11 protein-coding genes and 1 pseudogene are annotated in these 13,803 nt (G+C 44.1%); 10 read left to right on the plus strand and 2 right to left on the minus strand.

All coding sequences use genetic code 11. From position 1 onward, the window contains the following. The first annotated feature begins 53 nt into the window (after nt 1-53). The 3 genes and pseudogenes from mnmG (at nt 54) to PV763_RS01260 (ending at nt 3,915) form a co-directional block, all read left to right on the plus strand. Nucleotides 54-1,934: a tRNA uridine-5-carboxymethylaminomethyl(34) synthesis enzyme MnmG gene (gene mnmG, locus PV763_RS01250; RefSeq protein ID WP_420937256.1), complete on the plus strand. Its 1,881-nt coding sequence runs from the start codon at nt 54-56 to the stop codon at nt 1,932-1,934. Between the two features lie 314 nt (nt 1,935-2,248). Beyond that, a pseudogene (mhpT, locus tag PV763_RS01255) lies at nt 2,249-3,455 on the plus strand (3-(3-hydroxy-phenyl)propionate transporter MhpT). A 133-nt stretch (nt 3,456-3,588) separates the two neighbouring features. Then, nucleotides 3,589-3,915 (plus strand): hypothetical protein, encoded by a 327-nt coding sequence (locus PV763_RS01260; RefSeq protein ID WP_005100855.1) that lies wholly within the window; start codon nt 3,589-3,591, stop codon nt 3,913-3,915. Nucleotides 3,916-3,964: 49 nt separating this feature from the next. Here PV763_RS01260 and glnG read toward each other — a convergent pair whose 3' ends face one another. Together glnG and glnL are read right to left on the minus strand one after the other, a co-directional pair. After that, nucleotides 3,965-5,440 (minus strand): nitrogen regulation protein NR(I), encoded by a 1,476-nt coding sequence (gene glnG, locus PV763_RS01265; RefSeq protein ID WP_004646710.1) that lies wholly within the window; start codon nt 5,438-5,440, stop codon nt 3,965-3,967. Beyond that, nucleotides 5,427-6,536, minus strand: a complete 1,110-nt coding sequence (gene glnL, locus PV763_RS01270) for a nitrogen regulation protein NR(II) (protein ID WP_004646711.1) — start codon at nt 6,534-6,536, stop codon at nt 5,427-5,429. Before glnL ends, glnG begins: the two co-directional genes overlap by 14 nt. Before the next feature lie 341 nt (nt 6,537-6,877). Here glnL and rimO point away from each other — a divergent pair, with 341 nt between their 5' ends. The 7 genes from rimO (at nt 6,878) to rseP (ending at nt 13,775) form a co-directional block, all read left to right on the plus strand. Further along, nucleotides 6,878-8,221 (plus strand): 30S ribosomal protein S12 methylthiotransferase RimO, encoded by a 1,344-nt coding sequence (rimO, locus tag PV763_RS01275; RefSeq protein ID WP_004646712.1) that lies wholly within the window; start codon nt 6,878-6,880, stop codon nt 8,219-8,221. Between the two features lie 46 nt (nt 8,222-8,267). After that, nucleotides 8,268-8,996 (plus strand): UMP kinase, encoded by a 729-nt coding sequence (gene pyrH, locus PV763_RS01280; RefSeq protein WP_004646713.1) that lies wholly within the window; start codon nt 8,268-8,270, stop codon nt 8,994-8,996. Between the two features lie 80 nt (nt 8,997-9,076). Beyond that, entirely contained in the window at nt 9,077-9,631 is a 555-nt protein-coding gene (gene frr, locus PV763_RS01285; RefSeq protein ID WP_004279885.1) for a ribosome recycling factor, read from the plus strand. Between the two features lie 7 nt (nt 9,632-9,638). Further along, entirely contained in the window at nt 9,639-10,391 is a 753-nt protein-coding gene (uppS, locus tag PV763_RS01290) for a polyprenyl diphosphate synthase (RefSeq protein ID WP_004646714.1), read from the plus strand. A 3-nt stretch (nt 10,392-10,394) separates the two neighbouring features. Next, the gene (locus tag PV763_RS01295; protein ID WP_004646715.1) at nt 10,395-11,219 is read left to right on the plus strand and encodes a phosphatidate cytidylyltransferase; all 825 of its coding nucleotides are present in this window, start codon (nt 10,395-10,397) and stop codon (nt 11,217-11,219) included. Further along, a complete protein-coding gene (gene ispC / locus PV763_RS01300) occupies nt 11,220-12,416 on the plus strand; it encodes a 1-deoxy-D-xylulose-5-phosphate reductoisomerase (RefSeq protein ID WP_004646717.1) in 1,197 nt (398 codons plus the stop codon). It begins immediately after the preceding gene. A 3-nt stretch (nt 12,417-12,419) separates the two neighbouring features. Then, entirely contained in the window at nt 12,420-13,775 is a 1,356-nt protein-coding gene (gene rseP, locus PV763_RS01305; protein ID WP_420937257.1) for an RIP metalloprotease RseP, read from the plus strand. Nucleotides 13,776-13,803 lie beyond the last annotated feature (28 nt).

The raw sequence follows: 13,803 nt of genomic DNA on the forward strand, positions 1-13,803 counted from the left end.
AGTGAAATTTGCTATAATGCTCAGCTATTCTTTTTTATCTCTCAATTACCACTATGCATTATCCTAAAGTATACGATGTCATTGTTATCGGTGGCGGTCACGCCGGTACGGAAGCGGCTCTGGCTGCAGCGCGTATGGGTCGACAGACTTTACTCTTAACTCATAACATTGAGACTTTAGGGCAGATGAGTTGTAACCCGGCCATCGGTGGTATTGGTAAATCGCATTTGGTGCGTGAAATTGATGCCTTGGGCGGTGCGATGGCACTGGCTGCCGATAAAGGCGGTATTCAATTCCGTATTTTGAACTCGCGTAAAGGTGCTGCAGTACGTGCAACACGTGCGCAGGCGGACCGTGTACGTTATAAAGCGGCTATTCGCGAAACATTAGAAAACCAAGCAAACCTTGATATTTTTCAGCAAGCCGCAGATGACCTGATTGTTGAAGGCGATACTGTAAAAGGTGTGGTTACCCAAATGGGTATCCATTTTGATGCTAAAACTGTGGTGCTGACAGCAGGTACTTTCCTCGGTGGTGTCATCCACGTCGGTCTGGAGAAATCTAGCGGTGGTCGTGCGGGTGATCCGCCGTCAATTTCCTTGGCACATCGTTTGCGTGAACTTCAACTTCCAGTGGGTCGTTTAAAAACAGGTACACCACCGCGTATTGATGCACGTTCAGTCGATTTCTCTGTGATGACGCCACAGCCGGGTGATTTCCCGTCTCCAACCATGTCATTCATGGGCGATGCATCAATGCATCCTGAGCAGGTAAATTGCTATATCACGCATACTAATGAACGCACACATGAAATCATTCGTGGCGGTTTAGACCGTTCACCAATGTACACTGGTGTGATCGAAGGTGTGGGTCCACGTTACTGCCCATCGATTGAAGATAAAATTCACCGTTTTGCCGATAAAGATTCTCACCAAGTCTTTCTGGAGCCTGAAGGCCTGGATACACATGAGCTTTATCCAAATGGTATTTCGACTTCTTTACCGTTCGACGTTCAGTTTGAACTGGTTCGCTCGATCCGTGGTATGGAAAATGCGCACATTCTCCGTCCGGGCTATGCCATTGAATACGATTATTTCAACCCACAAGCGTTGAAATTTACCCTTGAAACCAAAGCAATTAATAACTTGTATTTCGCCGGTCAAATCAACGGCACAACCGGTTATGAAGAAGCGGGTGCGCAGGGTTTGCTTGCAGGCTTGAACGCTGCACGCCGTGCTTGGGATCAGGAGCAATGGACGCCAAAACGTGATGAAGCGTACATGGGCGTACTGGTTGATGACCTGATCACACTCGGTACCAAAGAACCGTACCGCATGTTTACCTCACGTGCCGAATACCGTTTGATGCTGCGTGAAGATAACGCAGATCAGCGTTTAACAGCAATTGGTCGTGAAATGGGTCTAGTGGATGATGCACGTTGGGCAGTGTACTGTGAGAAAATGGAAGCAGTAGAAAAAGAAACGGGTCGTTTACAACACCTGTGGGCTGCACCAAACAATCCAATGGGCAAGAAATTCGTTGAGATGACCGGTGCAGACCTGTCTAAAGAATGTTCGGCGATCGATTTGTTGAAACGTCCAAACATTTCATTTGCTCAAATTGCAGAGTTAACCAATTCTGAAGTATCACCATTTGTCGGTGAGCAAATTGAAATTGCAGTGAAATATGCGGGTTATATTAATCGTCAGCATGAAGATGTCGCACAAATGAAACGTCTTGAAGAAACCCGTATTCCTGCGGATTTCGATTATGACATCGTGTCAGGTCTGTCCCGTGAAATTACCCTGAAACTGAAAGATGTTCGTCCTGAAACATTGGCGCAAGCCAGTCGTATTCCAGGTGTAACCCCTGCAGCAGTTCAACTGGTGATGATTACAATTCGTAAGAATGCACAAGCAAAGAAATCTGCTTAAGATTTTGCGCTAAAAAAGCCCGCATTAAGCGGGCTTTTTATCGGCTTGTAGTTTTGTATAAGTTTTGACTATCGTTGAATTAAAAATAACTACTATTAAATTAAGTTATTGATAAATATATATAATAAATATTGTTAAGATGTATTAAGTCTATAAATACAATCTTTTAGGTCTAATTTAGATGATATTTACACATGCTGATGTGCTTAAACCCGACTATTGTCGTGCTATTTCTCTATCAAGATTAGGTTAAGAATAATGCAACGGATCGTCAGACTATCAAACGGTTTGTGAATTATTGATGGAGATCAGTCATGGCACAGTCATACAGCGAAAAAGCCCAAAAAATATTAACGATATTCTTATGTTTCTGGGTCGCATTTTTTGAAGGTTTTGACCTTCAAGCTCCCGGGATTGCGGCGAAAGGAATTGCAGCAAGCTTTGGTTTAGATCAAATCCAAATGGGCTATGTATTTAGTCTGGGTGTCTTTGGAATGCTGTTTGGCGCATTCTTTGGCGGACGTATTGCAGATTATCTAGGACAAAAGAAAGTCCTAATGCTTTCTGTGACTATTTTTGGTCTGTTCATGTCGTTGACTGCAATTGCGCCAAGCATCGAAGTTTTATATGCAGCGCGTTTCTTTACTGGTTTGGGTTTAGGTGCGGCAATGCCAACCATGATTTCAGTCGTCGGTGATGAAGCAACGGAAGCCAACCGTGGCAAGCTAAATAGTCTGATGTATTGTGGTTTGCCGGTAGGGGCGATCTTTGTTGCCGGTCTGGCCATGTTGCTTCCGGAGATTCAATGGCAAACCTTGTTCCTGATTGGGGGATTAACGCCTTTAGCACTGATTCCATTGATGGCATTTATTCTTAAAGATAAGCCTAAAGTGAATGCGGGAAGTACCGGTTTCTGGCGAAGCTGTGCCGGGAATGGCTGAGGTGTTGTTCAAGCAGCAACAGTATAAAAATACAGTGCCTCTTTGGGTTGGTTTCTTTTTTACCTTGATGATCAATTATATTTTGATCAGCTGGTTACCTAACTTGCTTATGGAACAAGGTTTGCAGAAACAACAGGCATTTCTGGTGATGTTGGTGTTCCAGGTGGGCGCGGTTATTGGAACCCTGAGCCTAGGTTATTTACTGGATCGTTTAAAGCTTTGGCAAATGGCGACCATCATTTATAGTGGCTTGTTTGTTGCCTTGGTATTGTTATTCACCACAACTTCTATTCCGTTATTAATTTTGGCGGGAGTCATGGGTGGCATTTTCTCTACGGGTGGTCAATCTATTCTATATGGGATCTCACCGATTTTTTACTCAGGCGCAGGCAAAGTGACAGGCGTGGGCAGTGCGATCTCTTTAGGGCGTTTAGGGGCGATGACTGGACCATTATTAACTGGAAAAATTCTGGCATTAGGTTTGGGCACCACAGGTATTCTTGTGGCAAGTTTACCAGCAGTGGTCGTATCGGCAGTAGCCGTCACTGCACTATCACGTTATAAGGCTGCTCATAAGTAATTAATCATTGAGATCTATCAAGACAAAAAGGGAATCTGAAAATTCCCTTTTTTATCGTCGAGACTTTTAATTGAATAAAGTCAGTCCATAAAATTTGCTAAAATATACGAATAGCAAACAGATTGATTTTTATATGGCTTATCAACTTATTCCACTCTCGATTCAGGCCACTGATAATATTGCCTGTCCACATTGTCAGCACAACGTGATTGATTGGGCAGAAGAGCAATATGTGCAACCTTGTGAGCATACCCTGTTTATTGCCATGGATATCGGCTTTGAATATATGACCGATGAATTCGAGCACAGCATGCCGCGTTCTGTAGATGATCTGCATGCCAATGATGATCAGGTGAATATGCTGGATGAAATCACCCAGGCGACTTATCCAGATTATCTGATCTATAAGTCTGATCTGGGCATAGATGGGTATTTCCGCTATGTGGGTTTTACTGCATAAATTATCATTAATAAAAAAGCGCCAATCGGCGCTTTTTTATATGGAAAAATTAACTTTCTATTTCTTCTTCGATTTCATCATCCGTGGTATCCATGCCCAGTTCTTTAAGCTTGCGCGTTAAAGTATTGCGACCCCAACCTAAAAGTTCTGCGGCATGACGTTTACGGCCACGGGTTTGTTGCAAGGCTGCATTAATCAAGGTGCGTTCAAACATCGGCGTTGCAACATCCAGAAGTTTCATCTCGCCGTTTTTGAGTTTCTGCATCGCCCATTGACCCAGCAATTCATCCCAGTGATGCGGTGCGATCTGGTTCAGCGTTGGAATTGGCGCGCCCGGATCCTGCTGATGAATTGGAATCTGTTTCAGCTCAGGTGGCAAGTCTTCAGGATAGACTTCACGACCTGTGATCATGACAGTCAGCCAGCGACAGGTGTTCTCAAGTTGACGCACGTTACCTTGCCACGGCAATTTCTGCATATATTCCTGGGTTTCAGGACGCAGAATCTTTGGATTGACCCCAAGTTCCTTCCCGGCACGTGCCAGAAAATGCTGCGCCAACATCGGAATATCTTCACTGCGATGTGCCAGTTTTGGAATATGAATACGAATTACATTCAGGCGGTGATACAAGTCTTCCCGGAAACGACCATCATGGACCAGTTTTTCCAGATCCTGATGTGTCGCTGCCACGATACGCACATCGACCTTAACCGGAATATGACCGCCAACACGATAAAACTCTCCATCAGCTAGGACACGCAGTAAACGGGTCTGGGTCTCAAATGGCATATCGCCAATTTCATCTAAAAACAGCGTGCCGCCATTGGCCTGTTCAAAACGACCCTGACGTTGGGTGTTAGCACCGGTAAATGCACCTTTCTCATGGCCGAACAGTTCAGTTTCGATCAGGTCTTTTGGAATCGCCGCCATATTGAGGGCAATAAAAGGTTTTGAACTGCGTGGTGAATGACGATGCAGGGCATGAGCTACCAGTTCTTTACCTGTACCAGACTCACCATTAATCAACACGGTAATATGCGATTGTGATAAACGGCCAATGGCACGAAACACTTCCTGCATGGCAGGCGATTCACCAATAATCTCGGTAGATTGAATTGGTGGGGCGGCTTTTGCTGATTCTTGTTGCTGTAGCTTGGTGATATGTAAAATCGCACGATTTACCAGCGCCAGTGCTTCATCAATATCAAAAGGCTTAGGTAAATATTCAAAAGCACCGGTTTGATAACTGGATACAGCCGACTCTAAGTCTGAATGCGCCGTCATAATAATCACAGGCAAGTCAGGATAATTGTGTTTAACCTTGCCCAGGAAGGTAAGACCATCAATTCCTGGCATACGGATATCGGTCAAAATCACATCGGGTGCTTCCAGACTCAGTTGATCCAGTGCAGATTGTGCTTCTTCAAAACTGGTAACGTCCAGACCTTCCTCTTTAAACGTCTTTTCCAGTACCCAGCGCATGGCGCGATCGTCATCAATCACCCATATTTTATTTCGCGACATGATTTGACTCCCAAGGTAAATATAAGCTAAAGACGGTTTTTCCAGCTACCGACTGACACTCGATCATGCCGTTGTGCTGATGAATAATATTTTGAGCAATACTGAGGCCCAGTCCGGTCCCTTTGGCACGGCTGGTGACCAGCGGATAAAACACCGATTCGATAATCTCTTCCGGCACACCTGGGCCATTGTCTTCAATATCAATCCGTACCACAGAGCGGTGAATCACCCCGTTAATAGTAAAAAGACGCTGGATCCGGGTTCTTAAAATCAGTTCCGGTTGATGTTCGACAAAGAATTCCTTGTTTTCGGTCATGGCCTGTACGGCATTGGCGCAAATATTCAAAATGACCTGAATCAATTGGTCACGGTCTGCCAGAACTTCCGGTAAGGACAAGTCGTAATCCCGGATAATCTTGATTTTCTTTTTGGTCTGGTTGGCAATCAGTGAACGTACACGTTCCAAGGGTTCATGGACATTGACCAGTTCATAGCTCGGAAGCTGGCGTGAGCCGAGCATGGTATCGGCCAGATTTCTCAGTCGATCCACTTCGCTAATGATAATGTCGGTAAATTCTTTGTATTGTGGATCATTCAAACTACGTGCCAGTAATTGAGTCGCGCCACGAATGCCACCGAGTGGATTTTTGATTTCATGCGCGACACCGCGAATCAGCTGACGCGCTACCTGATGCTGTTGCAGCAGATTTTCTTCGCGTGAAATTTTTAACATGCGATCGCGAGGATTGAGTTCGATGAGCAGTAGCGGATGATAAGGTTTACCCAGATTTAGCTGAGAAACAGTGTAGTCGACATGAATGTCTTTAAAGTTGACCAGAATAGTGGCTTCGCGGCGTGTATAAGGTTGTCCCGTAGTTAAAGTATTATTCAGGGCTTCTTCGGTATTGAACTCATCTGTCGGGTTTTGCAAAATATTGAGCACAGATGTGCCGCTCGCGCGGAATAAGCTCACATCAAATAAGGCTTCACAGGCAGAATTCAGATAATAAATATTAAGATCGCGGTCTATCAATAAGATACACGTGGTCATATTGTCCACTAAAGCACGATAGTCGATCGGAATAATTTGATCCATTCGCGGGTTTGTTCCTGTATTAAAATGGCGCAATGGCATCTTCATAAAGCAATTTAATCAATTTTAAGTTCTGATTTGATGCAAGATGCACGCCAACTTTTATGACGAGAGATTATTTATTGCGATGAAATGCAGAAATGTGACAGAGCAACACAATTCATCTTAGATATAGCGGATTAAATTGAAGCTGTAAATCTAAAATGATTCATTTTGGTGCATGAGTGGGTATGTTGAATATTTTATGGCAATATTTTAGTGCATGATGCAAAGAGTCAGGTTTTCAACTATTTTTATGATGCGAAAAGACATACAATACGCGCATTCTAGTAGAGCGAAAATTCATGAAGTCCCCCAAAGTCGGTTTTGTATCTTTAGGTTGTCCTAAGGCATTGGTAGATTCTGAACGTATTTTAACCCAGTTAAAGACTGAAGGTTATGACGTCGCTTCGGATTATGACGGTGCTGATTTAGTTGTAGTAAATACCTGTGGTTTCATTGAATCCGCAGTGCAAGAATCGCTAGATGCGATTGGTGAGGCGATGAGCGCGAATGGTCGCGTGATCGTAACAGGTTGTCTAGGTAAAGACGAAGACAAGATTCGCCAAATGCATCCCAATGTCCTGAAAGTGACAGGTGCAGCGGCATATAAAGAAGTTATGGATGCGGTTCATCAATACGTACCTGAGCCGCCAAAACACAATCCATTTATTGATCTGGTTCCAGAGCAAGGCATCCGCCTGACGCCAAAACACTATGCTTATCTGAAAATATCTGAAGGCTGCAACCATCGTTGTACCTTCTGTATTATTCCAAGCATGCGTGGCGATCTGGTTTCACGTCCAGTCGGTTCTGTGCTTGATGAAGCTGCAGCGCTGAAACGTGCCGGTGTAAAAGAAGTACTCGTCATCTCCCAGGATACTTCTGCTTATGGCCTGGACACGAAATACAAGCTGGATTTCTGGAATGGCCAGCCGGTTAAAACCAAATTCTATGACATGTGTGAAGCATTAGGTCAGTTGGGAATCTGGGTGCGTTTGCACTATGTTTACCCGTATCCGCATGTGGATGCTGTGATTGACCTGATGGCACAAGGTAAAATCCTGCCTTATCTGGATATTCCATTCCAGCACGCGAGTCCAAAAATTCTCAAACTGATGAAACGCCCTGCGCACAGTGAAAATACACTGGAGCGTTTGAAAATCTGGCGCGAGAAATGTCCTGATCTGGTGTTGCGTTCAACATTTGTGGTGGGCTTCCCGGGTGAAACTGAAGAAGACTTCCAGATGTTACTGGACTGGCTGAAAGAAGCCCAGCTGGATCGTGTGGGATGTTTTACCTATTCGCCAGTTGAAGGTGCGACAGCAAATGATTTGCCAGATCACGTTCCTGAAGAAATTAAACAAGAGCGTTATGAGCGTTTCATGCAGGTTCAGCAAGAAATCTCGGCAGCCAAACTCCAAAAACGTATCGGTCAGACCATGACTGTGCTGGTAGATGACCTGGAAGATGAATTCCCGGTAGCGGTTGCGCGTTCTTATGCAGATGCACCTGAAATTGATGGTAATGTTTTTGTTGAAGATATCGATAAAAGCGTCATCAAGGCGGGGGATTTACTTGAAGTCGAAATTACTGATGCAGATGAATACGATCTGTATGCAAAACTCATTTCAGTCAAGTCTGCTTAAGATTTTGAATTAAAAAAATTTAAATTGAATACTTTGGAGTTTGATGATGTTGGATTCTAAAAAGCCACGCTTTGGTCGCATCCTGTTAAAGCTTTCTGGTGAGGCGCTGGCAGGCAATAAAGACATGGGGATCGATGCACAAGTGCTCGATCAGATGTCACTTTCTATTGCGCACCTCGTGGGTTTAGGCGTACAAGTAGGTATTGTTGTGGGTGGTGGTAACCTGTATCGCGGTAGCCAGCTACAAAAAGATGGTCTGGTTGGCCGTGTAACTGGCGACCAGATGGGTATGCTGGCAACAGTCATGAACGGTTTGGCACTTCGCGACGCTTTGGTGCGCCGTAATATTAAAACCCGTTTAATGTCTGCATTGCCGATTGGTGCTGTAGTTGAGTCTTACTCAAGCCGTGATGCGATCCGTTACCTGACTCAGGGTGAAGTGTGTGTATTCGTGGCAGGTACAGGTAATCCGTTCTTTACGACAGATACTGCTGCTTGTTTACGTGGTATCGAAATCGAATCAGACTTGATTTTGAAAGCGACCAAAGTTGATGGCGTATATAACAAAGATCCAAGCAAATATGATGATGCGGTTAAATATGACACATTGACTTTTGACCAGGTTCTGGACGAAAAGCTGGGTGTAATGGACTTAACTGCAATCTGTTTATGTCGTGATCACAACGTGCCGCTACAAGTATTCGATATGAATAAATCTGGCGCATTGCTTTCCGTTGTGATGGGTGAAAAAGAAGGGACTCACGTTACCAATTAATGACGTGAGCACCAAAGCACTTTATACTACACGCTAATTTAGTAATAACCTCTTTTCAAGAATTAAGTAAGGAAGATCATATGATTAACGATCTTAAAAAAGACAGCGAAGACCGTATGAACAAAACTCTAGAATCTCTAGAGCATGGTTTTGCAAAAGTTCGTACCGGTCGTGCGCATCCATCAATTTTAAATAACGTGATGGTTTCTTACTATGGTTCAGACGTTCCATTGAACCAGGTGGCAAACGTAGGTGTTGAAGATTCACGTACTTTGTTAATCCAGCCTTTCGAACGTTCAATGGTTTCTGCAATTGATAAAGCGATTCGTGAATCTGACTTGGGTCTGAACCCAATTACAGCAGATGCGATTCGTGTACCGATGGCGGCGTTGACTGAAGAAACGCGTCGTGACATGCAAAAAGTTGCGCGTAATGAAGCAGAAAATGCCAAAGTAGCGATCCGTAACATCCGTCGTGATGTATTGGGCGATATCAAGGCTTTGTTGAAAGAAAAAGAAATTTCTGAAGACGAAGAGCGTCGTGCTGCTGACGAAATCCAGAAAATTACTGACAAATTTGTTGCTGAAGTTGACAAGCGCTTGGCTGCGAAAGAAGCTGAATTGATGAAGGTCTAATTCATCGATGACCGTTGCTGAAGAAAATCCCCGTCTTCCGAAACATGTTGCCATCATCATGGATGGCAACAATCGTTTTGCCAAAAAAAATCAGATGCAGAAAGGTGATGGACACCGTGAAGGAAAAACGGTTCTGGATCCGATTGTTGAACACTGTAAAAAAAGAAATATCCAGGCTTTAACTGTATTTGCCTTTTCCAGTGAAAACTGGAATCGTCCACAGTTTGAAGTTGAATTGCTCATGAAATTGCTGGTTGACACCATTCATGAACAATTACCCCGCATGGAAAAATTCAATATTGCCTTACGCTTTATCGGTGATCGCAGCCGTTTGTCCCCAGAATTACAGGGGCTTATGTTGCATGCCGAAGAAAGGACTGCTAATTTCAATAGTATGACACTCACTATTGCAATCAGTTATGGTGGTATGTGGGATATGGCACAAGCTGCACAGCGAATTGCCAGCGATGTTTTAACAAATAAATTAGATCTTGATGCAATTAATACTGATGTATTTGGTCAATATGTCAGCCTTGGTGATTTACCTGCAGTTGATCTGCTGATTCGTACGGGTGGGGACTTCCGTCTGTCGAATTTCCTGTTGTGGCAGGCAGCCTATGCAGAGCTGTATTTCACTGAGACGCTATGGCCAGAATTTACCGTTGAAGAACTTGATGATGCACTTGCCGTATTTGGCGGGCGTGAACGTCGTTTTGGTAAAACATCAGAACAGATTCATCAGGAAAAACTTGAGAATTAATACATGTTTGAGCGGATTATAACCGCATTGGTGTTGGTAGCAGTTGTACTGAGCTGTATGTTTGCTACTGAATCACATTATCCAATGTTTGTATTGATGGTTCTTGCTGCTGGGGTGGCCGGTTATGAGTGGTTCAAACTCATGCCGCGAAAATTTAAATATGTCATCAAACCTGTTGCTTGGGGATATGGAGTGCTCACTGCAGCACTTTCAGCTTTGGCATTGTATTTTGCCGAAGTTGCCTTATTGTTATGGGTGGCTTCTATAATTACTTGGTTGCTCAGCATTTACTGGGTTAAAACCTATCCTGAATATGATGGCTGGTACAACGCCAGCCTGCACGGAATCGGCGTAGTTCTGATCTCTGCTGCGGTTACTGCAATTTTCTCTGTCTGGCAAAGTTCACCGTGGTGGCTGATGTACCTGTTTTTACTGGTATGGGGCGCAGATAGTGGTGCGTATTTTGTGGGTCGTAAATTTGGCAAGAAAAAGTTGGCGCCGAATGTTAGTCCTAATAAATCTGTGGAAGGGCTGTATGGTGGTATTGTTACTTCAATGCTGATTGTAACGGCAGTTGCCTTACTTTATCTGGATATGACCTGGCCAGAACTGATTTTATTCCTGATTCTCTCTGTGGTTACAGTATTTAGTTCGGTACTGGGTGACCTGTTTGAATCCATGATCAAACGTCGTGCCGGTATTAAGGATTCAGGTCGAATTTTGCCAGGACATGGCGGAGTACTGGATCGTATTGATTCTTTGCTTGCTGCAGCTCCAATCTTTGCAGCAGGTATGGCTGTTTTAAAACTTATTGGTGTAGATTTATAAATGTCACAAGCAGTTTGTATACTGGGTGCTACAGGTTCCATTGGTCAAAGTACTTTAAAAATCTTGCAGCGACATCCTGAAGCATACTCGGTTTTTGCTGTGACCGCGCAAAGTCGTATCGAGGAGCTGGTTGAAATTTGCCGGCAATACCGTCCTAAAGTGGCGGTGGTGCCGGCTGAAAAAGTAGATGAACTCTCAAAACGACTCCAGCAACATCATTTGGCTAATATTGAAATTCTGCAAGATGAAGCCGGTTTAATTGCTGTGGCTGAACACGCTGATGTTGATATTGTGATGGCAGCAATCGTTGGGGCTGCAGGATTATTGCCGACATTGGCTGCTGTGAAAGCGGGTAAACGCGTACTGTTGGCCAATAAAGAAGCTTTGGTGATGTCGGGTGACATCATGATGCAGGCAGCGCGCGATCATGGGGCATTACTGCTTCCCGTTGACTCTGAACATAACGCGATTTTCCAATGTCTGCCACAGCATTATTTTGAGGCAGAGCGTCATGGCAAGCCCAAACTGGGTGTATCCCAGATTCTGCTGACCGCGTCGGGTGGGCCGTTTCTGAACCATAGCATGCAGCAACTTGAAGAGGTCACACCTGCCCAAGCTTGCAAGCATCCTAACTGGTCCATGGGTCAAAAAATTTCAGTCGATTCTGCTACCTTGATGAATAAAGGTTTAGAATTGATCGAAGCCTGCCATTTGTTTGCAGTTCAAGAACAATTTGTTACAGTTGTTGTGCATCCACAGAGTATTATTCACTCCATGGTTCAATACGTTGATGGTTCGACTTTGGCACAAATGGGTAATCCAGATATGGGCACGCCTATTGCACATGCTTTGGCATGGCCTGAGCGTATTAGTACGCATGTGGCGCCACTGGATCTGTTTATGCATTCACAACTTAATTTTCAAGAACCGGATATGCTCCGTTTCCCTGCATTAAAACTGGCCCGTCAGGCCATGCAGAGTGGCGGAATTGCACCTACGATTTTAAATGCGGCCAATGAAATTGCAGTTGCTGCATTTTTAAATCAACAGATCAGATTTACCCAAATTCCTCAGGTAGTTGAGCATGTCCTAAATCAGATGGACAATCAACCTGCACATGATCTGGACGCTATCTTGCAAGCAGATCAAATGGCACGAGGTGTATCACAGCAATACGTTGTGAGTAAAGGAAGTTAAGATATGAATGCCTTGTTTATGATTGCCGCAGCAATTCTCTTACTCGGTCCCTTAATTGCGATTCACGAGTTCGGTCACTATATTGTGGCGCGTAAACTGGGCGTTAAAGTATTGGTCTATTCGATTGGATTTGGGCCAACATTATTAAAATGGACCTCGAAAAAATCCGGAATTCAGTATCAATTGTCTGCCTTGCCTTTGGGTGGCTATGTCAAGATGCTGGATGAACGTGAAGGTAATGTCGCTGAAGAAGACTTACCCAAAGCTTTTAATCGTCAGCATCCGTGGAAAAGAATCGCCATCGTGGCAGCGGGACCATTAATCAACCTGATTTTTGCAGTTCTTCTATTCTGGGTGTTATTTTTACCGGCACAAGAACAGCTCAATACCCGTGTAGGCAAAATTTTACCAAATACGCCTGCTGCAACCGTACAAATGCAGCCGGGCGACAAAATTGTAGCTGTGGATGGTACTCAGGTGGAAACTTGGGAAAAACTCAGTTATGCCTTGGTAGATCGTGTTGGTGAAACTGGCGTAGTTTCTATTCAGGCAGATCGCGCTGGTGAAAACAAACTGTTTCAGTTGCCGATTCAAAACTATTTAAAAGATCAAAGTCAATCGCCGCAAGAAAGCCTGGGGTTCTTGCCTTATCGGCCAGAAATTCCGGCAGTGATCAGCAAGCTGAGTGAAGATGGTGCAGCCATCCGTCAAGGTTTGAAAGAAGGCGACAAGATCCTGGCTATTGACGGCGTTCAGATGAAAGACTGGTTTGATGTGGTGCAGGTGGTACAGGCATCTCCAGAAAAATTACTCAAAATGGATGTTCTACGCGAAAATCAGGTGGTTCAGCTAGAAGTCATGCCGCAAGGCAAACGTGACAATATGGGCAATGTGACCGGTATGCTGGGCGTACAAAGCGATCCGGGTAAACTGAATATTCCTGCAGAATATAAACAGACCATTCATTACTCGCCAGGCGAAGCACTGGTAATGGCGTTTGATAAAACAGCACATTTATCTTCGATGATTCTGAACTCGATTGTCAAAATGGTACGTGGCCTGATTGGCCTGGATAATTTATCAGGTCCAATTACCATCGCCAAAGTGGCAGGACAAAGCGCAGAAATGGGCTGGGAAACTTTTATTTCCTTTATGGCGCTAATGAGTGTAAGTTTAGGAATATTAAATCTACTACCCATTCCAATGCTTGATGGCGGACATCTGGTTTACTATTTTGTTGAATTAATTCGTGGTAAACCTGTTTCCGAACAAATACAATTGGTTGGACTAAAAATTGGTATGGTACTGCTCGGCAGTATGATGCTTCTGGCATTATTTAATGATTTTATGCGTTTATAACAACGTAAATGGAATAAATTAACAGCGG

This window comes from Acinetobacter sp. AS5 (genome assembly GCF_048957595.1).
Taxonomy (GTDB): domain Bacteria; phylum Pseudomonadota; class Gammaproteobacteria; order Pseudomonadales; family Moraxellaceae; genus Acinetobacter.

Excerpts from the sequence above, each read along its gene's own strand:
- PV763_RS01295 (WP_004646715.1), top strand. The coding sequence starts at position 10,395 with ATGTTTGAGCGGATTATAACCGCATTGGTGTTGGTAGCAGTTGTACTG.
- uppS (WP_004646714.1), top strand. The coding sequence starts at position 9,639 with ATGACCGTTGCTGAAGAAAATCCCCGTCTTCCGAAACATGTTGCCATC.
- PV763_RS01260 (WP_005100855.1), top strand. The coding sequence starts at position 3,589 with ATGGCTTATCAACTTATTCCACTCTCGATTCAGGCCACTGATAATATT.
- pyrH (WP_004646713.1), top strand. The coding sequence starts at position 8,268 with ATGTTGGATTCTAAAAAGCCACGCTTTGGTCGCATCCTGTTAAAGCTT.
- rimO (WP_004646712.1), top strand. The coding sequence starts at position 6,878 with ATGAAGTCCCCCAAAGTCGGTTTTGTATCTTTAGGTTGTCCTAAGGCA.
- frr (WP_004279885.1), top strand. The coding sequence starts at position 9,077 with ATGATTAACGATCTTAAAAAAGACAGCGAAGACCGTATGAACAAAACT.
- rseP (WP_420937257.1), top strand. The coding sequence starts at position 12,420 with ATGAATGCCTTGTTTATGATTGCCGCAGCAATTCTCTTACTCGGTCCC.
- ispC (WP_004646717.1), top strand. The coding sequence starts at position 11,220 with ATGTCACAAGCAGTTTGTATACTGGGTGCTACAGGTTCCATTGGTCAA.
- mnmG (WP_420937256.1), top strand. The coding sequence starts at position 54 with ATGCATTATCCTAAAGTATACGATGTCATTGTTATCGGTGGCGGTCAC.
- glnG (WP_004646710.1), bottom strand. The coding sequence starts at position 5,440 with ATGTCGCGAAATAAAATATGGGTGATTGATGACGATCGCGCCATGCGC.
- glnL (WP_004646711.1), bottom strand. The coding sequence starts at position 6,536 with ATGGATCAAATTATTCCGATCGACTATCGTGCTTTAGTGGACAATATG.